24 protein-coding genes are annotated in these 23,803 nt (G+C 52.3%); 6 read left to right on the plus strand and 18 right to left on the minus strand.

All coding sequences use genetic code 11. From position 1 onward, the window contains the following. Window positions 1-105: 105 nt before the first annotated feature. Genes BLP79_RS12055 through BLP79_RS12065 form a run of 3 tightly spaced genes read left to right on the plus strand, consistent with a single transcriptional unit; the run spans window position 106 to window position 2,984 of the window. The gene (locus tag BLP79_RS12055; RefSeq protein WP_090219303.1) at window positions 106-1,347 is read left to right on the plus strand and encodes an NAD(P)/FAD-dependent oxidoreductase; all 1,242 of its coding nucleotides are present in this window, start codon (window positions 106-108) and stop codon (window positions 1,345-1,347) included. A gap of 34 nt (window positions 1,348-1,381) precedes the next feature. After that, window positions 1,382-2,377: a dihydroxyacetone kinase subunit DhaK gene (locus tag BLP79_RS12060; RefSeq protein ID WP_090219305.1), complete on the plus strand. Its 996-nt coding sequence runs from the start codon at window positions 1,382-1,384 to the stop codon at window positions 2,375-2,377. Window position 2,378: 1 nt separating this feature from the next. Continuing rightward, a complete protein-coding gene (locus tag BLP79_RS12065; RefSeq protein ID WP_157843989.1) occupies window positions 2,379-2,984 on the plus strand; it encodes a dihydroxyacetone kinase subunit L in 606 nt (201 codons plus the stop codon). A 1,009-nt stretch (window positions 2,985-3,993) separates the two neighbouring features. Here the strand turns inward: BLP79_RS12065 and BLP79_RS12075 are convergent. The 5 genes from BLP79_RS12075 to BLP79_RS12095 all read right to left on the minus strand — a co-directional run bounded on the left by BLP79_RS12075 (window position 3,994) and on the right by BLP79_RS12095 (window position 10,223). Continuing rightward, window positions 3,994-5,841 carry a glycosyltransferase family 2 protein gene (locus BLP79_RS12075; protein WP_090219311.1) on the minus strand — a complete coding sequence of 616 codons (1,848 nt, stop codon included), beginning with the start codon at window positions 5,839-5,841 and terminating at the stop codon, window positions 3,994-3,996. Further along, window positions 5,842-7,416, minus strand: coding sequence for a cellulose biosynthesis cyclic di-GMP-binding regulatory protein BcsB (locus BLP79_RS12080; RefSeq protein ID WP_090219313.1), 1,575 nt, complete (start codon window positions 7,414-7,416; stop codon window positions 5,842-5,844). A gap of 65 nt (window positions 7,417-7,481) precedes the next feature. Then, window positions 7,482-8,729: an NAD-dependent epimerase/dehydratase family protein gene (locus BLP79_RS12085; protein ID WP_090219315.1), complete on the minus strand. Its 1,248-nt coding sequence runs from the start codon at window positions 8,727-8,729 to the stop codon at window positions 7,482-7,484. 214 nt (window positions 8,730-8,943) lie between these two features. Continuing rightward, window positions 8,944-9,891, minus strand: coding sequence for a hypothetical protein (locus BLP79_RS12090; RefSeq protein WP_139163204.1), 948 nt, complete (start codon window positions 9,889-9,891; stop codon window positions 8,944-8,946). Window positions 9,892-10,037: 146 nt separating this feature from the next. Then, a complete protein-coding gene (locus tag BLP79_RS12095; RefSeq protein ID WP_090219319.1) occupies window positions 10,038-10,223 on the minus strand; it encodes a hypothetical protein in 186 nt (61 codons plus the stop codon). A 124-nt stretch (window positions 10,224-10,347) separates the two neighbouring features. On the opposite strand from BLP79_RS12095, the gene pth reads away from it, so the two are divergent. Both pth and BLP79_RS12105 read left to right on the plus strand, forming a co-directional pair. Continuing rightward, window positions 10,348-11,028, plus strand: a complete 681-nt coding sequence (gene pth / locus BLP79_RS12100) for an aminoacyl-tRNA hydrolase (RefSeq protein ID WP_090219321.1) — start codon at window positions 10,348-10,350, stop codon at window positions 11,026-11,028. Between the two features lie 62 nt (window positions 11,029-11,090). Further along, window positions 11,091-11,474 (plus strand): DUF2237 family protein, encoded by a 384-nt coding sequence (locus tag BLP79_RS12105; RefSeq protein WP_090219323.1) that lies wholly within the window; start codon window positions 11,091-11,093, stop codon window positions 11,472-11,474. Between the two features lie 80 nt (window positions 11,475-11,554). Here the strand turns inward: BLP79_RS12105 and trpB are convergent, their stop codons facing one another. From trpB to BLP79_RS12140, 7 genes are all read right to left on the minus strand, one after another. After that, window positions 11,555-12,817, minus strand: coding sequence for a tryptophan synthase subunit beta (gene trpB / locus BLP79_RS12110; RefSeq protein ID WP_090219325.1), 1,263 nt, complete (start codon window positions 12,815-12,817; stop codon window positions 11,555-11,557). Window positions 12,818-13,071: 254 nt separating this feature from the next. Continuing rightward, window positions 13,072-13,893, minus strand: a complete 822-nt coding sequence (locus BLP79_RS12115) for a LysR family transcriptional regulator (protein WP_090219540.1) — start codon at window positions 13,891-13,893, stop codon at window positions 13,072-13,074. A gap of 270 nt (window positions 13,894-14,163) precedes the next feature. Further along, a complete protein-coding gene (locus BLP79_RS12120; RefSeq protein WP_090219326.1) occupies window positions 14,164-14,814 on the minus strand; it encodes a phosphoribosylanthranilate isomerase in 651 nt (216 codons plus the stop codon). 2 nt (window positions 14,815-14,816) lie between these two features. Continuing rightward, complete coding sequence (locus tag BLP79_RS12125; RefSeq protein ID WP_090219328.1) at window positions 14,817-15,167, minus strand: lipopolysaccharide assembly protein LapA domain-containing protein; 351 nt, start codon at window positions 15,165-15,167, stop codon at window positions 14,817-14,819. After that, window positions 15,168-15,452: an integration host factor subunit beta gene (gene ihfB, locus BLP79_RS12130; protein ID WP_090219541.1), complete on the minus strand. Its 285-nt coding sequence runs from the start codon at window positions 15,450-15,452 to the stop codon at window positions 15,168-15,170. A 283-nt stretch (window positions 15,453-15,735) separates the two neighbouring features. After that, window positions 15,736-17,409, minus strand: coding sequence for a 30S ribosomal protein S1 (rpsA, locus tag BLP79_RS12135; protein WP_090219329.1), 1,674 nt, complete (start codon window positions 17,407-17,409; stop codon window positions 15,736-15,738). 402 nt (window positions 17,410-17,811) lie between these two features. Further along, entirely contained in the window at window positions 17,812-18,369 is a 558-nt protein-coding gene (locus BLP79_RS12140) for a hypothetical protein (protein WP_408607949.1), read from the minus strand. A 121-nt stretch (window positions 18,370-18,490) separates the two neighbouring features. Between BLP79_RS12140 and BLP79_RS12145 the strand changes: the two genes are divergently transcribed. Then, window positions 18,491-18,922 (plus strand): GNAT family N-acetyltransferase, encoded by a 432-nt coding sequence (locus BLP79_RS12145; RefSeq protein WP_090219331.1) that lies wholly within the window; start codon window positions 18,491-18,493, stop codon window positions 18,920-18,922. Window positions 18,923-18,934: 12 nt separating this feature from the next. Here the strand turns inward: BLP79_RS12145 and BLP79_RS12150 are convergent, their stop codons facing one another. The 6 genes from BLP79_RS12150 to BLP79_RS12175 form a co-directional block, all read right to left on the minus strand. Next, the gene (locus tag BLP79_RS12150) at window positions 18,935-19,549 is read right to left on the minus strand and encodes a (d)CMP kinase (protein ID WP_090219333.1); all 615 of its coding nucleotides are present in this window, start codon (window positions 19,547-19,549) and stop codon (window positions 18,935-18,937) included. Between the two features lie 29 nt (window positions 19,550-19,578). Further along, a complete protein-coding gene (gene aroA, locus BLP79_RS12155) occupies window positions 19,579-20,931 on the minus strand; it encodes a 3-phosphoshikimate 1-carboxyvinyltransferase (RefSeq protein WP_090219335.1) in 1,353 nt (450 codons plus the stop codon). Between the two features lie 120 nt (window positions 20,932-21,051). Continuing rightward, complete coding sequence (gene trmB, locus BLP79_RS12160) at window positions 21,052-21,792, minus strand: tRNA (guanosine(46)-N7)-methyltransferase TrmB (RefSeq protein ID WP_170830492.1); 741 nt, start codon at window positions 21,790-21,792, stop codon at window positions 21,052-21,054. A gap of 61 nt (window positions 21,793-21,853) precedes the next feature. Continuing rightward, complete coding sequence (locus tag BLP79_RS12165; RefSeq protein ID WP_090219340.1) at window positions 21,854-22,570, minus strand: hypothetical protein; 717 nt, start codon at window positions 22,568-22,570, stop codon at window positions 21,854-21,856. A gap of 1 nt (window position 22,571) precedes the next feature. Then, window positions 22,572-22,934 (minus strand): hypothetical protein, encoded by a 363-nt coding sequence (locus tag BLP79_RS12170; RefSeq protein ID WP_139163205.1) that lies wholly within the window; start codon window positions 22,932-22,934, stop codon window positions 22,572-22,574. After that, on the minus strand, window positions 22,931-23,791 hold the full coding sequence (locus BLP79_RS12175) for a dynamin family protein (RefSeq protein ID WP_090219343.1): 861 nt from the start codon (window positions 23,789-23,791) through the stop codon (window positions 22,931-22,933). Before BLP79_RS12175 ends, BLP79_RS12170 begins: the two co-directional genes overlap by 4 nt. Window positions 23,792-23,803 lie beyond the last annotated feature (12 nt).

Raw genomic sequence — 23,803 nt, forward strand, 5'->3', positions numbered from 1 at the left:
CCACCCATTACCCAAGCAAAGATAAGAATTGACAGAAAATCCACCTCGCAGATAGAACACATTGTGAAATACAAAATTCACATTATGATATTTTAAGGTGAAAAGATGTCTCAGAACTATCAAGCCGTTGTTATCGGCGGGGGAATTGTTGGTTGCAGCGTCCTGTATGGCCTGGCCGAGCGCGGAGTCACCGACACACTGCTCATCGAAAAGAATGAGCTGACGGCCGGTTCGACCTGGCACGCAGCCGGTAACTGCACTCACTTTGGACATGATGCAGAGATCACCCAGCTCTATATCAATTCGCTGAAAACCTATGAACGCGCACAGGCGGATTCCGGTCAAAACGTTGGATTTCATAAAACCGGCAGCTTGCGCCTAGCCAGCAAACCAGAGGAACTGGCAGCTTATCAATCCCTCGTGCCGATGTATGAACAATTGGGCATTCCCTATTCGATCGTAGACCCAGAACAAATTAAGAAGTTGCATCCGTTCATAAATGTCGAGGGCGTTCTGGGCGCAGCGCATACTCCGGATGATGGACACGTAGATCCCACCGGCGCAACCCACGCTTTAGCAGCTTCTGCGCGATCACGCGGTGCAAAAATCCTTCGCCAGCACCCTGTTGATGCGATCGAACAATTGGCAGATGGTAGTTGGAAGGTCTTGGCAAAGGGCCAAGAGTTCACAACAGAAATTCTGATTGTCGCCACAAGCTTCTGGGCGCGCGAAATGCTATTACCCTTGGGGATAGACATGCCGCTTTATGCGTTGGAGCACCACGAGATCGTGACTGACGCACATGAAAGTGTAAAAAGGCTCGGATGGGAACTCCCAACCGTCCGTGATCCGATCATCCCCGGCAATGTCCGTCAGGAAGGCAACGGCTTTTTGATTGGTATCTACGAACCGCAGCCAAAATCGTGGAACACTGAAGGTATTCCACCTGAGTTTGGTCAAGAATTGTTGGCACCCGATCTAGAGCGATTAATGGACAACCTTGAAACAGCCATGTGGCGTTTCCCTGTCTTGGCGGAAGTCGGAGTTAAGGTCGCGAACAATGGACCTCTTTGTTACGCACCAGATGGAATGCCGGTGCTCGGCCCGATCTCCAGCCACCCGGGGCTTTGGATGGCTTCAGGTTTCCACGTTGGTATTGGCACAGGTGGTGGCGCAGGTCAGTTCCTTAGTGACTGGATCGTCAACGGCACGCCTCCATATGCGCTGCACTCCGTACATCCTGATCGTTTTGCCAATCCCATGTCACGCGAGGACGCCGTGCGGCAGTGTTTAAGCCACTACGCCGCAGGCTACGCCACACCAAAGAACGATCTGGAAGTCGCCTGAACGCCGTCAGATCAAACAATCATTTGGAGCTGCAATGAAAAAACTCATCAATAAACCCGAAAACTATGTCGACGAAGTCTTGCAAGGAATGGCTGCGGCTCACCCTGAGACCTATGCAATAGGCGGAGCGACAGGGCGTATGCTTCATCGTCCGCAGCCTGTGGCGCAGAAAGTTGGAGTCGTCTCCGGCGGCGGTTTTGGCCACATACCAGTGTTTGGTGGCTATATCGGCGATGGCTTGCTTGACGCTTGCGCTATTGGGGATGTTTTCGCCTCGCCTGATATGAATCCGATGCTTGAAAGCATCCAATTTGCCAGCACCGGCAAAGGCGTTCTGTGTATCGTTGGCAATTACGGCGGCGACCGGATGAACTTCGACATGGCCTGTGAAATGGCGGCAATGGAGGACATTACTGCTGTTAAGGTCGTTGTGGCTGATGATGTTGCAGCAGCACCACCGGAAGAATCTGAAAAGCGTCGGGGTGTTGCCGGGTTCGTTTATGTCACCAAGATCGCCGGTGCAGCGGCGGCGGCAGGGTATGACCTTATCCAAACGCAGAACGTAGCACAAAAGGCTGCTGACAACATCCGCTCAATAGGCGTTGCCTTGACGTCCTGTACGGTTCCGCAGGCCGGTAAGCCGACTTTCGACATTGCAGATGACGAGATTGAGATCGGCATGGGCATTCACGGTGAACCGGGCGTTGGACGCTCCAAGCTCACATCTGTGGATACCATTGCGGATCAAATGATCGACCGCCTTCTCACGGACAAACCCGTTAACTCTGGAGATCGCGTGGCAATTCTGGTCAATGGCCTCGGAGCGACTCCGGTTGAGGAACTTTACCTAATGATGCGCCGTGCAAAGGCCCGCCTTGCTGATCTCGGTGCAGAACTGGCGCATATTCGCGTTGGAAACTACGCAACATCGATGGAAATGGCAGGCGCATCCATCACTTTGATGCATCTTGATGACGAATTGGAATGCCTGCTTAACGCCGGTGCCGATTGTCCCTTCTGGAGAAACTAAAATGGCTTTCACCACAGAGAATTTACGTACGAGTATTGTCCGCATCAAAGACCGTATTGGCCCGATTGGCGATGAAATGAACGCATTAGACGGCCGTTTGGGCGACGGAGACCTTGGCGTGACACTGGTCAATGGGTTTCGCAACATGTCTGAGGCGACGGAAGCAATGCCGGAAGACCTTGGCATGGCACTATTCCATGCAGCCAAGGCAATGACAGCCGTGTCAGGGTCCAGCTTTGGAACACTAATGGCGACAGCATTGATGGCTGCGGGGAAGAACGTGAAGGGTCAGAAAGAGGTAGAATGGGTAGAAGTCGCCCAACTTTTACAATCAGCGCAAGACGCTATGATCGCACGTGGTGGTGCTAAACTCGGCGACAAAACAGTACTTGACTCATTGGCTGCGATCATCGCTGAAGTGCGCGATGAAGACTCTCCCGACGCTCTTTTAAACAAAGCAGCAAGTGCGGCCCGGGAGGCCCGAGATTCATTCAAGGACAAACCCAACAAGATTGGGCGCGCCAGAGTTTATGCCGATAAATCAATTGGCCTTGAGGATCCCGGAATGGCTGCCATCGTCCGGCTGCTCGAGGCATTGCATCCGTAATCGAGAATTTGCAATTCCCAAAATTTGCGGTGCGCACACAACGCGCCGCTTTTTTTGAGTAGCTTGCTCACTATGCATATGAATTTCTTACTAACCCTCGCTCCATGACGGATACGATGGAATAGAAATTCTCGGTGTTCAGAAATTCAATTTGTCACGCACAGTTCTAATCAGGAGATCTTCTGTTTTCGCACGGTAGCACATAGCAGTAATACGGGCGGTGCTTGCAGCATCGGAACAAGGCACTGAGCGTCTGACATAGCCGTTTTTACTACGTTCAGCTTTCCGCAAAAGCAATATTCAGCCTATGCATCCATGGTAAAAGTGGGCTCAAACCGGCGTTGCGGCTATTAAACAGCCGCGGCTGCCTCAAAGCGAACCGGGTGAGCCAAAATGCTTTAGTTCCGGCATATTTCCGCAAGGAGAGGCAATTTTGGACTTTTGCGGCGCGCCTCCCAGTATCCCAATCGTCACACCGATCTGGCACCCCCCCGGCAATCGTTGCGCCTTGTCCTTACAAAACCTCCACCTGCCGAAGCTTTGATACACTCTCTTCGGGCTTTTCTCCTTTCCCAGCAATCGCTGATCCTCCAATTTGGGGGATATCCGATCCCAGTTGGTGGACCACTTTCAGGGCGCCACTCCAATAGCACTTCTTAGGAAACGATAGCATCTGACATTGGTTACGATCCCCATATGGCAAAGGCATTACGACCAAGTATCAGCGATCTTGAGGTCCTCATGTCGCTGCACTGGAAATATTCGCAGACAACAAGGAAATTGAAGCAACAATTCATACGTTATCGAGGAAGAGTTCTTCCGCAGAAATCACTCCAAGTGGCGGCCGTCATCTCAGCTTCGGGCCGATAGCCTGCTTTCTAAACCTAGCCCCACTTTAAGCCTAACCTGTTCACCCGTGAGTGTAATCCGCCTTATCATCATTGCTTGAATGCGATTGGAACTTACTGCGGCACGTCCGCTTAATTTTTATTGGCGATAAAGCTTGAGCCTAGGCGATACGAGAGCTCTTGGGGCGGGGTTTGCGAAGCGCTTCACGAGAATAAATAGGACAGCCTTTTTTGTTTATTGAAATTGACAACATCGCCTCAAGTGTAAAATAGGCGCGCAAAATTCTGAGCACCAGATATTCAGGTAAAAACAACACTGCAAAGGGGCGCCCCAACAAACAGGCGCATAAGGTGGCCATGATCGCAGGTGCCCCGATAAAAACAGCAACCAAAGCTTGCCAAGACAATATGTTAAAGCTGTCATAAACGGTAAAATATTCAATCACACCAAACAATGCCAAAGGGATCATCATTGCCCGTCGCGCTGAATTGACCAGCATATAAGGCAGCGTGATCTTCCCCCGAATGCTCGCTTGCGGAGCATATAACAGATCCCTGCAACGCGCCGAGATATGAAACACTGAACGGAACCAGCGTGTTCGTTGCTCTCGCATGTGTTTATAGGTTGCTGGCACTTCGGAGAGGTAGCGCGCAGATGGGTCGACCAAAAGTTTGTATCCAGACTCTCCCGCGCGCAATGAGATATCTGTGTCTTCTCCGTTCATCCCAGCAACAAATCCCCCCAAGCTGCGCGGAATTTCAGTCCTATAAACAGAAAACATGCCTGGTATCCCTACGACCGAATTAATCGCAGAAAAGGCCACTGAGTAGAATCCGTGTTTCACTGCAACTTCTAAAAACCGAGCACGATCAAACAAGCCACCACCCGGAGGCAAGGGCAGCCCTCCAACGACGCCGACAGTGGGATCAACAAAATGGCGTAAAGCACGATTAAATGCCTGTGGATGCAGTTGTGTGTCAGCATCGACCCGAACGCAAAAATCCGTCTGGACCATGTCCAGCCCTTTATTCAAAGCATTTGCTTTACCCGGCTGCGGTACATCAATGACTTCCCCAGTCAGCACAGAACACTGCGAAAGCGCGTATTCGGCAACTTGTTGGGTTTGATCGACGGAACCGTTGTTCATCACCAGCAATCGAACACGCCCGGCATAAGCAGCGGCGGCACTATCCATAGCTTTGATCGTTTCAGTGATAATATGTTCTTCGTTATGAGCCGGAACAAACACGGTTAAATCTGGGCTAAACGTCGACTTACGCGCCATCTGCGCTTCGACAACTGCACCCAGATAAAGCAGGATAAAAAATAGGGGGAGAAACAAGAAAACCCCCGGGCCAATCCCACCCAAAAGGCTGACATTTCTCAATCTTGCTTCAACAGGTAGATTTAGTGACCCGATATACCAGGCAAAAACACCCGCAATAGACGCAACAAAGAGAAGCCGCGCGGCAATGAGCCGTGTCTGAGCACTGTCAATGTTCAGCGGGAGACGGGATGGCATTTCGCCATGTTCGAGAAGCTTGAAAGAAAAGATCGCAAACCCGATCAAACCCGATGCGATTTCAACAATATGCAGGGTAAAAATAATTCCAAATCCTGCAAAAACCAATGTTAACAACAAGTCCAACGCGAGGCAGAACAGAAAATATGTCGCCACCAGATCCGCGGTTATGGTTAGTTTGCGTTTCCACCGCGGATCGCAGGACATCCCAAACGCAACAAGAAAACTGAACAGGAAAATTCGAACAGGTATCGCATGTCCCCCAGTTGCCGGGGCAAAGATAATGTCATTGTGCAGGAAGTAGGCGTTCAATAGCGGCAGGTTATTGAGCAGCCACAGCAAAACAAAAGCAACCAAGCAAAAAATCAGCAAGAGCACGGGCGCCCGCCACGGCGAAACTTTTTCGGCAAAACGCCGTGGCGCACTGTCTACAGACCAGTAAGTCTCATTGTCTTTTTTAGCGGTTGTGCTGTCCTGCTGCGCCACTCACGCACCCTTTGCAACGCGTGAGGTCACAAGCAACAGCGAACGCGGCATGTGTCTAATAGGCAACTTGGCTGCTTCGGTCTTGGATACAACAACAAGCCGGTTGTTATCCTCACGCGCCAGATAAACAAGCCAGCTAACACTCTCACCTGCTTCGGTAAGAACACTTGGCAATTTGTCTGGAGTGATCACTGAAACCCGTGTTTCTGCGGTTTCGTCCCCCGCAGAAAATTGCATGTCAAACCCCAGTGCTGACAGCCCCTTTAAGGTTTCAAATGCAATTTGTGCATCATACGTCGAAACCGCAGATGGGACCAGAAGCGCTACCTTACCGCTGAGAGCAGCACGTAAGTTTCGCGTAGCGGCAGCCTGATCTGTTTTTTCATCCAAAACAATATCAGCTCGGCGGACATCAACAACAGAAGGCACACCAGTTGCGCATAAATTCTGATGCTCTGCGCCGCTTTGCATGGTCACTGTCACGAAATTTTCGCTCGCAAGATAGCTGTTGGGCAAAGCGATACGCTGTTGAAACACCCCTGTGTGTGCCGATGTTCTCTCTGCGTGCACCAGCCGATCATTGAGAAAAACCGAGATCAGCCATGAAGCGTCATTCTGTTCTGCTGATACATATTGCATCTCCAGGTCAAGCGCCTTCACCTGCCCGTCGAGCGTTGCAAGATCAAACGGCATGCGAAAACGCGTTTCACGCTCAAACGTCTGCGCGCGACGCTGGCCCAGACCGACCGCTAGATCTGTATACTCGCGGTCTATACCGGCTTCAAAATCAGGCAATTGCGCATCCAATGCGGCAATATCATCCGAGGTCAAAGCAAATTCACCGCTCTGGGCCTCAACGAACAAAAGATCCCGGTCGTTTTGATGCAAACGATGAGCAAGACCCAGAGTCTTAGCTTGATCAACGACAGTCTGACTAGGCCATATCAGCCTTGTCGGGGCACCAGCGAGCAACAACTTGTCCAGTGGATTGGTCACGACGTCGTTAAGCTGAAGCTTGAGATGAGAACTGGGCAACACCTGAAGTGCAACACCACCGTTCCATTCCGCAGTACATGCAACTTGCGGCGTGCGCCCCTCAATAGACAATGAAACAGTAAGTTGATCCGATGCCAGCTCACGTGTGTTCAGCGGCATGACAAGTTTGCGTTGAATTCTACCTTCGTCGAGTGCGAGTGCCGTTCTACGCACACCATTTACGGAGATCCGCAACACTCCTTCGGCGCCTTCGTTCAGCTCTCCTGCAAGCTCAAGCAGAATTTCACCTGATCGCGCCAAAACACTGGTTGGCATATCAAAACGCGCCCGCGCAAAATCGGGAAAGCTGGTCAGCGTAGTTAAGGTTCCTCCTTCACGCATCGCAATCGTTGCAAGTCCTGCAGTCAGATTTTCAGGTTCTAGACCCGCTGCCGGTGCGTCAATCACCGCAAAGTCACGGGGCAGCAGATTCTCAACGCTCTCGGTCAGGTGGTTGGTGATCTCATGGCGACGCTCATAACCAAAGACCAAAGCCGTCAAGAGGATCACACATAAAGCAACAACCCCAAGAAGCCGCATGGCTTTCTCCTTAAATAACTTATGAAGCTGGTCGGTTCGTCAAGAACCCGATCAATGCATTTGGATCACGCAGCTTTACCTGACCCTACCCGCAACTTAAAGCGTTTCTGCCCATGCCGCTTCACAACGAGACCCGGTTTCTGCTCATCGGTCCAAATTGACTTGCTTGCGATCGTTTCAGTGCGCGCTCTATGGCTATATGTCTTTGCGATTTCAACCGTTTCGCTAAGCAACCCCTGTGCCAATGTGGTCGGATTTAAACCGAGATCAAGAAAGGTCTTATTGGAGACTTTTAGGTCGTTCTCTGCCGCTTCTTTCCGGGGATTGTTCACATAGGCCAGCTCAGTATTTGTGACACGTGCGACCAATTTTGCGAGGTCACGCACACGGTGCGTTTCGGTCATTTGATTCAGGATCTGAACCTTCCCATCTGGCAATGGCGGGTTTTCAAGCGCCATTGCAATACAACGCACCGTATCCTGAATATGGATAAAGGCCCGTGTCTGCCCTCCGGTTCCATGCACCGTAAGCGGATGCCCCAACGCAGCCTGCATCAGAAAGCGGTTTAACACGGTTCCATAGTCACCGTCGTAATCAAAACGGTTGATCAATCTTTGATCCAGTCGCGTTTCTGAAGTTTGGGTTCCCCAGACGATGCCCTGATGCAAGTCAGTAATGCGCAAATCATTGTTCTTTGCATAAAACTGGAATAACAGCTGATCCATAGATTTGGTCATGTGGTACACGCTGCCAGGGTTCGTAGGGTACAAGATATCCCGGTCAATCAACTTATCATGGTCAGGAGACTGAACTTTTACGTTGAGATATCCCTCGGGAATTTCCAGCCCGTCTCCGTCATAACCATAGACCCCCATTGTTCCCAAATGAACTATGTGCGGGTTGAGACCAAGTTCTGCTACCAGAGCAAGCAGATTATGCGTACCTGAAATATTGTTATCAACAGTATATAATTTCTCTGTCAGGCCGCGCATGGAGTATGGCGCCGCGCGCTGCTCACCAAAATGAATGATTGCATCTGGACGATGTGCGGAAAGCACATTTTGCAATCCATCCACATCGCGCGCGATGTCCAATTCCACAAATTCTATCGTCCGTTTCGTCACATCATGCCACGCCGCAATACGTTCTTGCGGTGAGGAAATAGGCGTCAAACTGTCCGTACCCATCTCCTGATCAATGCGACGTCGAGACAGATTGTCGACAATTACAACATCAAAGCCACACGCCGACAAATGCAACGATGTTGGCCAGCCACAAAACCCGTCACCACCCAGAATCAATACTTTCGCCATGTATCTGCTCTCCGCTTTTTTGTCGCGACATGTTATTTAGTAGGATTTTTATACAACAAACTAGAACGGGAAAAATTCGCTCAGAAGATCATATCTAATATACCAAACGGATAGAGATCAGTATCGAGACAGAGAGCTATTCTGTAAAAATATTTTAAAAACAAAAGATTACAAAACACTCAACCCCTACCCATAAGATCACATGGCACGTGCTTCACCTAAGTGTTACCTCAATTCCAAGACGTAACGTCACGCCCTGATAGTCTCTCACAGGAATATTTGACCGATTTGTCTCCCAGCCAACTGCAGCAAAGAATGCAGTGTCGAGGCTGTAGGCCTTGCGGAGTTCAACTTCAAATGCTGTACGCGTGTCATTGCGTTCGATCGGGAAGACCGCCGAAAACACATCTTTGTAGTCGCGCACAAAAGCACGTGCGCTTGCATTCAACGTCACATCACTTCTCAATCGATATCGACTTTGCACGCGAATGCCAAATTCATCGTAACTAAAATTCTGACCTTCGGCATCACGCAAGTCGAAATAAGGTGTTACAGCGATTTGCTCCACCCGCCCCTGTGGCGGAGCCCAAGCATATCTAACGCTCCCAAACAGCTCGTTCTGATCAAACCCATCAAATGAGTTTGCCTCGTTCTGGTCACGATACCGATACCGCAACGTGTAGATGCTGGAACGCCCCCGCGCGTGCCTCACTCGCAGTGCCCCTTGCGCGGTGTAGCGAATAAAACGTTCATCCGGAAACCGGCTAAGACGCTCAATGCCGGTTCTCAGCCGGATCTGCTTGTCCCGTTCTGGTGTCAAGTTGAACCGATATTCACCAAACAATGAGAGACGCGCTTCGTTCAAATCGGTTTGACTTGGGAACAGGTTCACAGTGATCCCTGGATCCAAATAGATCTGACGCCCATCCGCATTTTGCCATTCAACCCTGCCCTGAGCAGACAGAGATGGTGAAAAGCGCAGTTCAGTCGCAGCAATATCGCTGCTTTGGTCAACAACACGTGCCGCCGTTCCCAACTGACCGACCAACCGAAGAGATGTTTTGGGCGGGCCAAACGTCTCTGCCGTTGCATATGTCCCTCCCGAAAGGATCACGGCCGCTATGCAAGAAAAACACATGTTGGAAATTACGTTTAAAGGCAATGGCACGCTCCTAAAGCACGCGTCTGGCGCTATAAATTTGCCGCGATGCTGTCAACTACAATGAGATCAACACATGCAAGTAGTCCCTGCGGCGTCCTAACGTGGCTTGATCGTATGAAATGAGAGCCGAACGCATAGGTTTATAATCAATTATCATTCAGGGTCGAAGGGCTTTCCAGATAGGCAACCACCAGTCGTTCGATAATTTTCTGCACGCTGGTATCTTCTTCAATCGCGCGGATTTTTAATGCTTTCAAAGTTTTACGATCCAACCGCAACGAGGTGTTCTTTTTGTCAGCCTCTTTTTTATCAGACGTTTTATCTTTGCCCATCACATATTCCTTTCATGACGTCAAAATCGCAGTTGCCTTAAACAAAGTCAAACAGCTGACCCCCTAGAATTTTTGCGCGACACAGGGCATTACCTTCAACAACACCCTTAACGTGAGACACCCTATGAAGCTCTTTGTTGGCCTTGGAAACCCCGGTTCCAAATATGCAAGAAACCGCCACAACATTGGGTTCATGGCCCTTGATGAGATTGCCTCTGCGCATGGTTTCAGCCCTTGGAAATCTAAATTTCAGGCAGAAATCTGCGATGGAACACTAGGTGACAGCAAAGTTTTGCTACTTAAACCACAGACCTTTATGAACAATTCTGGCCAATCCGTCGGCGAAGCCATGCGATTTTACAAGCTCACGCCCGCCGACGTTGTTGTCCTGCATGACGAATTGGATCTGGCACCCGGAAAATGTCGTGTCAAACAAGGCGGCGGTCATGCCGGTCACAACGGGTTACGCTCCATTCATGCGCATATTGGCGCAGATTATGGGCGCGTGCGTTTGGGCATTGGGCACCCCGGACATAAAGACGCGGTTTCAGGATATGTACTGCGCGATTTTCCAAAAGCGGATGAAACGTGGCTTGATGATCTGATGCGTGGCATATCCGATGGAGCCGCGGCGCTTGCGGCCGGAGACGGCGGTAAATTCATGAATGCCGTTTCCTTGCGTGTGGCCCCGCCGCGCAGCTCAACCAGCAAACCAAAAGAGCAAAAAGCACAAAAGCCGGAAAACGCAGCATCAAAAGAAGATACCCGGTCGCCGATGGAAAAACTGATGGATAAATTTCGTTAACCTCACGCATCTGAGGGCGTCATGGGCTTTCCTTGCCCAAAAAATGCGCTAGGCTTTTGCACATGGAAAAAGATCAAAGCATCAATGTTCTGGGGCAGGCTCTTGCGCCCTGCTCCACTCGACCTCTGACGGGTTTCTTTCGTGACGGCCATTGTAATACCTGTGCCAGCGACACGGGCAGCCACACGGTGTGTGCCGTGATGACCGAAGAGTTCCTCGCTTATTCGAAATATGTCGGTAATGACCTGTCAACGCCGCAACCACAATTTGGCTTTGCAGGTCTAAAACCCGGAGACCAGTGGTGTCTGTGTGCGGCACGTTTTTTACAAGCCGCCGACGAAGGCTGCGCGCCGGACGTACATCTGGAAGCAACCCATCAGCGCGCATTGGACATTGTGCCAATGCACATTCTGGAACGCCACGCAGCCAAGCAAAGCGAATCTTAGATCAAAGACCGTTTCAAAGCAAAACGGCCCCGCACAGGTGCAGGGCCGCTTGAATAAATGAAATCTGCGCAAGGTCAGCCTTATTTTCTATCCAGATCGCGCCCTTCTTCGGTGTCTGACATATCAAACCCCAGATGACGGGCCACGGTAAAGACATCTTTGTCGCCGCGCCCACACATGTTCATCACAATGATATGGTCCTTGGGCAGATCTGGTGCAATCTTTGTCACATGAGCCAGCGCATGGCTGGGCTCCAATGCAGGGATAATCCCCTCCATTGCGCAGCTCAGTTGGAAAGCCTCCAGCGCTTCACGGTCAGTGATTGCCACATATTCCGCACGACCAATATCATGCAGCCAGGCATGTTCAGGGCCAATACCCGGATAATCCAGACCTGCTGAGATTGAAAAACCTTCGAGGATCTGGCCATCGTCATCCTGCAACAAATAGGTCCGATTACCATGCAGCACGCCCGGACGGCCGCCAGTCAAAGACGCGCAGTGCTCCATTTTTTCGTTGACGCCTTTGCCACCAGCCTCAACACCAATGATGCGCACAGATTTATCATCAAGGAAGGGATAAAACAGGCCCATCGCGTTTGATCCGCCACCGATAGCAGCGATCACGGTGTCCGGCAAACGTCCCTCGCCTTCCTGCTCCGCCAGTTGCCAGCGTACCTCTTTACCAATCACAGATTGGAAATCCCGCACCATCGCAGGGTATGGGTGTGGACCCGCAACAGTACCGATGCAGTAGAAGGTGTCATTTACATTGGTCACCCAATCGCGCAGCGCATCGTTCATTGCGTCTTTCAGCGTACCACGGCCCGAGGTCACAGGGATGACTTCAGCCCCCAGAAGACGCATCCGGAACACATTCGGCGCCTGACGTTTCACATCATGCGCGCCCATATAAACCACGCATTTCAGACCAAATTTTGCACAGACCGTCGCTGTGGCGACACCGTGTTGCCCTGCACCTGTTTCGGCGATAATGCGGCTTTTGCCCATACGGCGCGCCAGCAAGATCTGGCCCAACACGTTGTTAACCTTGTGCGCACCAGTATGGTTCAACTCATCCCGTTTGAGATAGATCTTTGCACCACCCAGATGTTCAGTCAGACGCTCTGCAAAATAAAGCGGACTGGGGCGGCCCACATAGTGTTTCCACAGATCATCCATTTCTGCCCAAAAGGTCGGATCATCCTTGGCCTTATTATATTCCTCTTCCAGGCTCAGAATTAGTGGCATCAAGGTTTCGCTTACAAAACGCCCACCATGAATGCCAAAACGTCCCTGTTCATCAGGGCCATTCATAAAGCTGTTGAATAGATCGTCGGCCATAGGTCTCTCCATCGTCGTACCTGTTGGTTCTAGAGCGCTATGCCCAGAGTGGAAACTCTGTTTTGCAAGTTTTTACACCGATTGCGACCTTTCCCAGACGAATCTCAACCCTTTGCAGGCACGCCTGAGGGGTTTCGCGATGGTCAGCGTCAAAACGAGGAGCGCCGCGCCTCCGGCGCGGCGCGCGGCCCAACGCTGTGAAGGGGCCTAGAAGGCCACAAGCAGGGGCGGGAGCCCCCGTTCTCTTAGATCTTTTATGAACACAGTAACTCTGACAGCCGATCCAAAGCATCCCGGATCACGCGATCATGACGGGCTTCGTGATGACAAACCAGCCATTCTTCATGCGAAAGCGCCTCGATCCTTTCTCCGATCTGCTGTAGCTCCTGAACCGTCTCACCAACAAAACAGGGTAAGACCACAAGGCCAGCACCGGCACAGGCCAGATCCAGTAACATACGTGGGTTGGTCGCGGTTATTGAAATGTCTTCACGGTATGTATCCCAAACCCACTTGGCCGAAGGTGTTTGTCTCACCCGTTCAGACAGGCCAAGAAAACCTTTGACCTCAATTGAGCGAGCGTAAACTGCGTAAGTCACACGTCGCGTACGCCGCCCTGCCAGCCAGGGCTGTTCTGGCGGAGCATTCCGAAGACCAATATCAGCACCGCGCCGCGCGATATCCAGCGGAACGGTACTTTCCATGAAATCCGGAACCCAAGCACAGGTCTGATTCCAAAAACGGGGCAAGTTTTGTGCCAAAAACAGCGCCGTCCAACTGCCTGCCGTAATACGCACCTGAGGGCGTGGACCATGCTCCAGAACCTTTCGCAAATCGCGCTCGATCCCTTGAAATTCAGACAGGTTCTCACGCAGCACACGACCCTGCGCAGTCAAAATATATCCTTGTTTTCCACGTGAAAACAAAACCAGTTCCAGCACACGCTCCAGCTGCTGCATACGTCGGCTCAACGTTGGAACAGAGCGCCCGGTTAAACGTGCAGCACCCGCAAGACCGCCATTGTCTGCCACGGCAAGAAACAGCATCAAATCATCCAGTGATGGCATCTCTTTCATTTTTGAAAGTCTTCTCTCAAATTTCATTACTTTTGCAAAAGGCGCTTCAAAGCGAAATTCAAACACAGATTTCAAATATGGAGCAAGCTATGATTTTCCTCTTTGCCCTGCCACGGACACAAACCGCACACGAAGAAAAATCAACCTGGCAGAAAGAACGGGCCGCTATAAAAACTGCACTCGATCAAAGAAAAACCCGACGACGCGTATTGCGACGTCGGCTCTTCTTCAGATGGATAAAACGAACCCGCAGGTTGGCCGGAGCGTACCTTATCCAGCCTTTGAAACAGCTGCTAAAAACGCATGGATCAGATCTGGATCTTTAACGCCCGGTGCACTCTCTACCCCCGATGACAGGTCAAGTTGCCGAGTGCCTGTCTTACGCACGGCTTCTGCTACATTCTCAAGCGTTAGGCCGCCTGCCAACATCCAAGGTTTTTGCCAATATTTTTTGCGCGCAAGCAAAGACCAGTCAAAGGCGATACCATTGCCCCCCGGTAAATCAGATGTCTTTGGCGCTTTTGCGTCAATCAACAGCTGATCGGCAACCTGCGCATAGGTATCAATCTGTGCCAAATCTTCCGCATCAGCGATACCAATTGCTTTCATCACTGGCAGGCCATAGCGGCTGCGGACCTCAGCGACACGATCTGGCGTTTCCGTGCCGTGTAACTGCAACATATCGATTGGAACCTGCGATGTAAGCGCATCAAGTTCAGCATTATCTGCATTCACCGTCAGGGCAACCTTGCACAACCCAACAGCAGCCTCTGCTGCGAGAGACGCCGCCTGCTCATATGAAACGTTACGCGGAGATTTAGGAAAGAACACAAAACCAACGTATGCCGCCCCTGCCTCTGCAGCCGCAGCAATATCCTGTGGCCGGGACAGGCCACAGATTTTCGTCCGAATGCGGCTCATCTTTAGCCCGCGTCTTCAAGCAGCGCGAGAACCTCGTCCTTGCCTTTGTTTTTCTGCTCTTTCAATTTGTTCACTTCGCGTGCCAAACGACGCGCTTCGCGTTTGCGTTCTCCTGCTTCACGGCGGTGCTTATGCTCGCGCAGGTATTCTGCAAGGAAACCAATCATCAACCCGGCACCAACACCCCCGATTACCACAACAAAGAGCGGCAGCGAAATACCAGGGTTCACCCCAACCAATTCCGCCAAGGCATCCGGCATCAGTTTTAGGTCAACAAAGTTGCGATTGGCCATCGCAATAGAGGCAAGGATGATTGCAAGGCTCGCAAGAACCGCATAGCGAAGATAGCGCATTTATTCTTTTCCGTTCAGCCGATCCCTCAAGAGCTTACCCGTCTTGAAAAAGGGAACATGTTTCTCTTCCACTTGGACCGTTTCGCCGGTGCGCGGGTTGCGCCCAACGCGTGCATCGCGTTGCTTGACTGAAAAGGCGCCAAAGCCACGCAGTTCTACCCGATCACCGCGCGCCATCGCCTCGGTAACTTCATCAAACACCGTATTAACGATCCGCTCTACATCACGCTGATACAGGTGTGGGTTTTCGTCTGCAATCTTCTGAATCAATTCCGACCGGATCATGCTGTCACGGGCCTCCCAAACCAGTTGTTCGTTCTGCTGTTCCATCGACTATAAGAACAAATCGCAATTCCGGGAACAGTTTCAGCACGTTGCAGGGTGAAATACGCATGGTTTTGCGTTCAAACCTGCTGCATGGGGCCTTTTCAACACAACTTATGCCCCAAACAGATCATCAAGTTCCCCACAAAAAGCTCACAACAATTTGATTCGGAATGTTCAGAAATAAAAAACGGCCCCGAAATCCGGGGCCGTTCTATCGTTTTATCAGTGAAAACAGCGACGATTAGTCGTTGTTCAGAGCTGCACCGAGGATGTCGCCCAAAGACGCGCCGGAGTCGGAAGAACCATACTGTTCGACGGCTTCTTTCTCTTCCGCGATTTCGCGTGCTTTGATCGACAGACCCAGACGGCGGGTCTTGCTGTCAACGTTGGTAACGCGCACGTCGACCTTATCGCCAACATTGAAACGCTCAGGACGCTGGTCAGCGCGATCACGAGACAGATCGGAGCGACGGATGAAGGACTTCATGCCTTCATATTCAACTTCGATGCCACCTTCTTCGATCGCGGTCACGTTAACAGTTACGATAGAGCCGCGCTTCACGCCGCCAACCGCTTCTGCGAACTTGTCGCCACCCAGGGCTTTGATCGAGAGCGAGATACGCTCTTTTTCAACGTCAACTTCAGAGACAACGGCCTGAACCACATCGTTTTTGTGGTAGTTCTGGATCGCATCTTCGCCACGTTCGTCCCATGACAGGTCGGACAGGTGAACCATGCCGTCGATGTCGCCTTCGAGACCAATGAACAGACCGAATTCGGTGATGTTCTTGACTTCGCCTTCGACCTCGGTGCCCTCGGGGTGTGTTTCTGCAAACACTTCCCATGGGTTGCGCTGTGTCTGTTTCAGACCCAGTGACACACGGCGCTTGGAACCGTCGATTTCCAGAACCATGACGTCGACTTCTTGTGAAGTAGAGACGATCTTGCCGGGGTGTACGTTCTTCTTGGTCCAGGACATTTCAGAAACGTGAACCAGACCTTCAACACCGGCTTCCAGCTCAACAAATGCACCGTAATCGGTGATGTTGGTGACACGGCCTTTGTGCACAGAACCCAATGGGTATTTCGCGCCAACCAGATCCCATGGATCTTCTTGCAGCTGCTTCATACCCAAAGAGATACGGTGGGTGTCTTTGTTGATCTTGATCACTTGAACTTTGACAGTTTCGCCAATGTTCAAGATCTCGTTCGGGTGGTTCACACGGCGCCATGCCATGTCGGTGACGTGCAACAGGCCGTCAACGCCGCCCAGGTCAACAAACGCACCGTATTCGGTGATGTTTTTGACGACACCGTCAACCGCTTGGCCTTCGGACAGATTGCCGATGACTTCAGCGCGCTGCTCGGCACGGGATTCTTCAAGGATCGCACGACGTGAAACAACGATGTTGCCACGGCGACGGTCCATTTTCAGGATTTGGAATGGCTGCTTGAGACCCATCAGCGGGCCAGCATCGCGCACGGGGCGCACGTCAACTTGCGAACCAGGCAAGAAGGCAACTGCGCCACCCAGATCGACAGTGAAGCCACCTTTGACACGGCCAAAGATCGCGCCTTCGACGCGTGCGTCGTCTGCGTATGCTTTTTCCAGGCGGTCCCATGCTTCTTCGCGACGTGCCATCTCACGAGAGATAACCGCTTCACCGCGTGCGTTTTCTGCAGCGCGCAGGAAGACTTCAACTTCGTCGCCTACAGCAAGCTCAGGCGCTTCGCCAGGGTTTGCGAATTCTTTCAGATCAACGCGGCCTTCCATCTTGTAGCCTACGTCGATAATGGCTTGGCCTGCTTCAATTGCGAGAACCTTACCTTTGACAACAGAACCCTCATCGGGTGTGTCCATTTCGAAGCTTTCTTGCAGGAGGGCTTCGAATTCCTCCATAATGTTATCAGCCATCTGGCGTCATTTTCCTTTACTAAGTTTTGCTGGCCGCGCGGTTGTCTCCGCCGGTCTTGGTGGTCTTGAACGCAATCTGCAGATCCCGAAACGGGCCTTCACACAGACAGCCATTGCAAACATACACAAAGGGCCGGAGGAAACCCCGACCCTGCTCAGGCTGTCGATTGTGCGTTTTCCACATCTCACTCGACAGGCGCCTTATAAGTGCTCGCGTTTTAGGAAACAAGTAAAAGCAACCTGTTTCCTCCCGTTTCCTACGATTCAACAGCCCTGTTTCGATCAGTAGTCACTTAAATCGTGATACATTTTCCAATCAAAGCGAATCGATTCCCAAACAACAGCAAATCTCAGGCATTTGCTCGCCTCAGTCAGACACAAGCTATCAACTGGCGAAACGGATTAAATCTCTTCACCCTTTTTCAGCAGATCATCAATCAGCTGACGCTGCAGATTGCCACTGTCTCCGCCGCCAAATTGCATCGCACCACCTGAATATAACGTGCCATAAGTCTGTGCGGCATTCACCGTTTGACCTAGGCCAGAAATCAACTGATCTCGCTGCAGAGCGGACAGAGGGTGAATAAAGGTCGCCCATACCGTTCCATTTGCTACAGCGTAGCGTGCATCCAATGCGCTGTCGAAATTGGCCTGCATCATCCGCAACAGCTCTTCACCACTAAGCCCTTCGGCAGGTCGGATCGGCACCATAGCGCGCATGCGATCCGCACTGCTGTCTGTCACAACAAGCATGGGCATTTCCGCAAGGGTCAGCGCGAAAGAGGCCCCATTGGGCTCCAGTTCAGGATCAAGCGCGGCCAATATACGCCCCAAACGCTCATAGGTCATTGGCGGCTCAACCTGACTTTCAGGCGCCGGTGCGTCTGGTGCAGTCTGCGCCAAGGCTGAAAAAGGCAGGGCAAGACTGAACACAACGGCAGACAGGCGTAGGATATGCATAATGTTATCTCCTATAAGGTTGTTTCAAACTATGCGAGAACATGCAGCGGAGCGATGCACAGCTTAGTGATGAAATGCGACCTGCGGCTGAATGCTAAGCTGACATGCATGTGAGGTAAAGATGACTGACAGACCTGCAACAGCGATCTTCACGATCCAACCAATTGCGATTGATCATGCCCTCCCCCTTCGGCAAGAGGTTTTATGGCCCAACCACCCCATTGCCGCCAGTCAGGTCAAAGGGGATGACGCAGCGCTGCATTTTGGTGGTTTTCTCGCAAACTCCCTTATCTGCACCGCATCATTATTTGCCTTTGAACACAGCTTGAGACTGCGAAAATTCGCAACCCGCCCCCAGTATCAAGGGAACGGCTATGGCGGACAGATGCTCATGCATCTAATCGAATATGCCAAAGCAGAAGAAGCCCGGCTCTTTTGGTTGGATGCAAGGGAAAACGCGCTGCGCTTTTATCAAAGGCACGGGTTCCACCCCGTTGGTGCACCTTTTCGCAAGCGCACAAAAACATATCTGCGCATGGAATTGTCGCTATAGGAGCGCCCCCGCTCAGGCTTTGGCCCGCAGCGCCTCGATAGAGGTCAGAGCTTTAGTGACAGCCTCATCAATGTTCAGATCACTGGTATCAATCAAAATCGCATCATCGGCAGGTTTCAAAGGAGATTCGGCCCGGTTTATATCACGCTCATCCCGCGCCTTTACATCGGCCAGAACTTCATCAAGAGAATCCGCAAGACCCTTAGCGGCGAGCTCAACAAAACGACGCTTTGCCCGCACCTCTGCGCTTGCGGTGACAAACAGCTTTGCCTCGGCCCAGGGGCAAATCACGGTCCCAATATCCCGTCCATCAAGAACAGCGCCACCGGCACGACGGGCAAATGCGCGCTGAAAATCTACCAGCGCAGAACGCACTTCGCTAATGACCGCCACCTTAGAGGCCGCTTGTGCAATTTCGGGCGCCCGTAACTTAGGGTGCTCCAAGTCATCCGGTTCTAGATTCTGCGCCGCAGAAATCGGCGCGACACCCTCCAACATCTTTGCACCAACCGCCCGGTACAATAGCCCGGTATCCAAATGCGCAAATCCGTAATGCGCTGAAACCGCACGAGAGATTGTGCCTTTGCCCGCCGCGGCAGGGCCATCAATAGCTATGGTGAACCGCATCGCTGGCCCTCCGGGTTCTGTCCAAACACTTACTGATTGCTACGCACAATCTGCGCGCCAAGGTCTCCCATCAGGCGCTCAAAGATCGGGAAAGACGTAGCAATAGGTGTACCATCATCCACTGAAACCGGTTTTTGCGCCCCCATGCCCATCACCATAAAGGACATGGCAATGCGGTGATCGAGGAAACTTTCACAAGTTGCGCCACCTTGCACGCCATCTGGGCCAAGCCCTTCAACAGACCACCAGTCTTCACCTTCTTCAACGGTCACACCATTGGCGCGCAAACCCCGTGCCATTGCATCGATCCGATCGCTTTCCTTCACACGCAGTTCTTTGACACCAGCCATCATCGTCGTGCCGGTCGCAAATGCAGCCACCACCGACAATACAGGGTATTCGTCAATCATCGAGGCGGCCCGCTCCGGCGGGACCTCGATCCCCTTCATATTGGGCGAAAATCGCGCGCGCAGATCTGCGACGGGCTCGCCGCCTTCTTCGCGTTCATTCTCATAGGTTAGATCCGCGCCCATATCCCGCAACGTGGTGAAAAGACCCGCCCGCGTTGGATTCAGACCGATTCCCGGCACCAAGACATCAGATCCCGGTGTCACCAGTGCTGCACAGACCGGAAACGCCGCCGAAGACGGATCACGTGGCACCGCTATCACCTGTGGTTTTAGTTCAGGCTGTCCTGTCAGGGTAATCACACGCCCTTCATCCGTATCTTCTACGGTGATTTCCGCGCCAAAGCCCGCCAACATACGTTCGGAATGGTCGCGCGTGGCCTCTTTTTCAACAACAACGGTTTTACCCGGCGCATTCAATCCTGCCAGAAGAACGGCCGATTTCACCTGCGCAGACGGAACAGGAACGACATAGCGCACAGGCGTTGGTTCCTCCGCACCAACAAGCGTCATTGGCAGCCGCCCACCGCTGCGACCAACTGCTTTGGTGCCAAATAGAGCCAAGGGGTCTGTTACCCGTGCCATTGGGCGCTTGTTCAACGAGGCATCACCGGTAAAGGTCACCGCAATCGGAGAGGTCGCCATAACCCCCATGATCAGGCGCACGCCCGTACCGGAATTGCCGCAATCAATCACATTGTCCGGTTCTGCAAAGCCGCCGACACCAACACCAAATACAGACCATTCGCCGCCGCCGTGATTGATCACCTCAGCCCCAAAGGCGCGCATCGCTTTTGCAGTGTCCAGAACGTCTTCGCCTTCCAACAGACCAGATATCTTGGTTTCGCCAACCGCCATTGCACCTAGAATCAAGGAGCGGTGCGAAATTGATTTATCACCTGGCACCTCAGCAACCCCTTTCAGGGGCTGCGCACGGCGAGAGGTCATCGGGATCGGCGTTCCATGTGCGGACATCGGGGCTTCCTCGTCTAAGTTGCTGGATGCTGTTAGCGCATGCGGCCGCTGTAGTCCACGCCCAGAACGCAGGCTTCTGTCATGCACGCAGGCCCAACACAGCAACAAGAGACAAGGGGATCAGTCCGCCAAACGCCTAAATGTCAGATAATGTGGTGTACGCCCTTCCCGCAGTGCCTTTTGCTCATACCGGGTTGAGATCCAATCACCCCAAGGTTCACGCCAGTTCTCAGGTCCTTCTGCCAGCCATTCAAATCCCTCCTTTGGCACCTCTTCCAATGTTTGCCGCACATAATCAGGAATATCTGTCGCCACACGAAAAATGGCCCCGGGTTTCAGAACCTCAGCCAAAGGCTTCAAATGTTCTGGGGTCACAAAACGGCGACGATGATGGCGCGCTTTGGGCCAGGGGTCGGGATAAAGAAGAAACGCACGCGAAATCGATTGGGGTGGCAAAACATCCATCAAATCACGCGCATCGCCGGGGTGCACAGCGATATTGTCGTTGTTGCTGGCCCGAATTTTTCCCAACAACATGGCCACACCATTGATATAAGGTTCCGCGCCAATAATACCCACATCCGGGTTTTGCCCAGCCTGATGAACCAAATGTTCGCCCCCGCCAAAGCCCACTTCCAGCCAGACATCACGTTTGCCAAACAGCGCCTCAAGATCAAGAGGGCTACGATCTGGGTTTACATCCCAATCCACCGCGCCGGGGCTCAGTGCTGCAAGGTCTTCTTCGATATACCGCTGCTGGCTCTGTTTCAGCTGCTTGCCCTTAATGCGCCCATAAAAATTACGCCAGGGCGCACCGCTTGCGTGTTTTTCGGCGGCATTTGGCTTTTGATCATCAGACATCGGGCGCAGATCCATCTTCTTGCTTGGCTGGGCGACCCTGTGCCGTATCACTGGCCATCGGTCAACCCCGCCGCAACTCTTTGCCCACCTGCCAATAGTTCTGCCATTCTTGCAAAACCAACTTTTGCGCCGCGGCAGGCATCACTGACAGCAAGGTACAATGTTGCATTCGCAGCAAAAGAACGCAGCGATCCGTTCCATGCGGCAGAAGCAGACACTGCGTTTCATGCGCATATGTTTTGCTAGCAAGATCGGCAAGTATAGCCTGTAAAACATCCACATCACTCTCGTGCTCGTTTTGTTCTATCAGTTCGCCAGCCGCATCCAGCACCCACCAGCTGCGACCAAAGGTTTGCAGCGTTTCAAAAAGCACTTTGAGATCTTCGACGCCCTCCCCTGATGAAGACTTCAGCTGCGCCACCGTTAGGCTTGATGCGCTCACTGGTATCTTATCGGCTGTCGGCTTTATGATAATGCGTTCGGTGCCAAGCTGCCCTGCGGCATCCCAGAATTGCTGCCTAAGGCTGTCAGGCTGCGTCCATGTTTCCATTGAGACCAAGCGGCGTTGCACAACCCACATTGCAAACATCTCAGTTTCTGAGGCGCCTTTAAGGCGCACGCTCAGACGTCGCGGCAATATGGTTTCATCAATCTCTGCCAAAAGCCGTGCAACCGGGTGAGCGACCTCGACATAAGGCGATGCCAGACGCTCCATAGCCTCACCCAAGACGCCATGTTGTTCAGGATCCGGTGAAAAAGAGTGCGCTGGTTTGGACATATCAAGTTGCACCGATATGCAATATGTCGCGCACTTTCGGAATCAAGGCTTGCATCTCTGTAAGGTCAGCGCCAGCAAGCATGATGATGTCATGCCTGTGCCTTACAAAGATACGGGCCTCATCAGGCGCTAAAGCAACCAGATGATCAGGCTGACCCGCCACATGCTCCAGAAGGGAAAGCGCTTGGCAAGCCTCTGTAAAAAGACGCTCTAGCTGCGCGCCCTTCCAAATCGCATCACGGCTTTCCGCCAGCACCGATTGCGTTTTCAAGTCCCCAAATGCCACCAATCCGCACCCCATTGCAGAGGCGCGGATCGCAGTAAGCTCTTGTTCAATTGCCCTTCGGGATCTTTGTGGTGTCATCCCAAATCCAATTTCACCCGTTCAGGCCGCACACTATGGCGTTCTCGTTTGACCCGGCGCGGCACAACACGTGCTTGCAGGATCGTATCCGGGGTCGGTGATGAGGTACGCCCCCGATCACGCGCGGCCTCCAGCGCCAGAACATTGGCCGCCGTCGGCCCATCCTCACACGTCGGCGCAGCCCAGCGCAGAAGATATTCGATCAAATTCTCGACAAAAGCATCTGCACCGCTGGCCTCCCAGACTTCCATATCGTCCCCTGCAGAGATCGCTTGTAACAGAGAAATCGGATAAACAGATTTAAATGTATCCCCTGCTTCACGCACTACCCGCTTCAGAACCCGTGTTTTGTCGGTGTCTTCGTGTAATTTATCGAAATGCGTGATCAACAGAGTGCTTGGCCCCGGCAGTTCCGCACGAATACTCTCCCAGGCGGCAGCCTCTGATTGGCGCCAGGCCTGTGTCGCATGCGTACACCAGATCACCCCGTCGACTTCGGGCATCAAGGCCCGCCAGACATCCGAAGGCATATTCGGATCAGAGATCCCCGGCATATCGATGATATCGCAAAGCTCCAGCGCTTCAGCTGGCAACGATAAGCGGATAAACGCCGTGTCTTCCAGCGGAACATCATCGATTTTATCCAATAATACAGGGGTTTCGATCCCTTCCAGATCAACCCGCACCGCTGATGTCGGACCATAACTGATCCAGACAGGCGGTAAACGCGTTGCCGTGACCCGTACAGGCAAAGGTTCCAACCCGACGAGCAGATGCGTCAGCGTGCTTTTTCCCGCACTGAACTCTCCCATCAAGGCAATGCGCGGTTTACGGGTCTGTGCGGTCTTGTCGGGCATCACAAGCTCCTG

Origin of the sequence: Epibacterium ulvae (assembly GCF_900102795.1) — a bacterium.
GTDB lineage: Bacteria > Pseudomonadota > Alphaproteobacteria > Rhodobacterales > Rhodobacteraceae > Epibacterium > Epibacterium ulvae.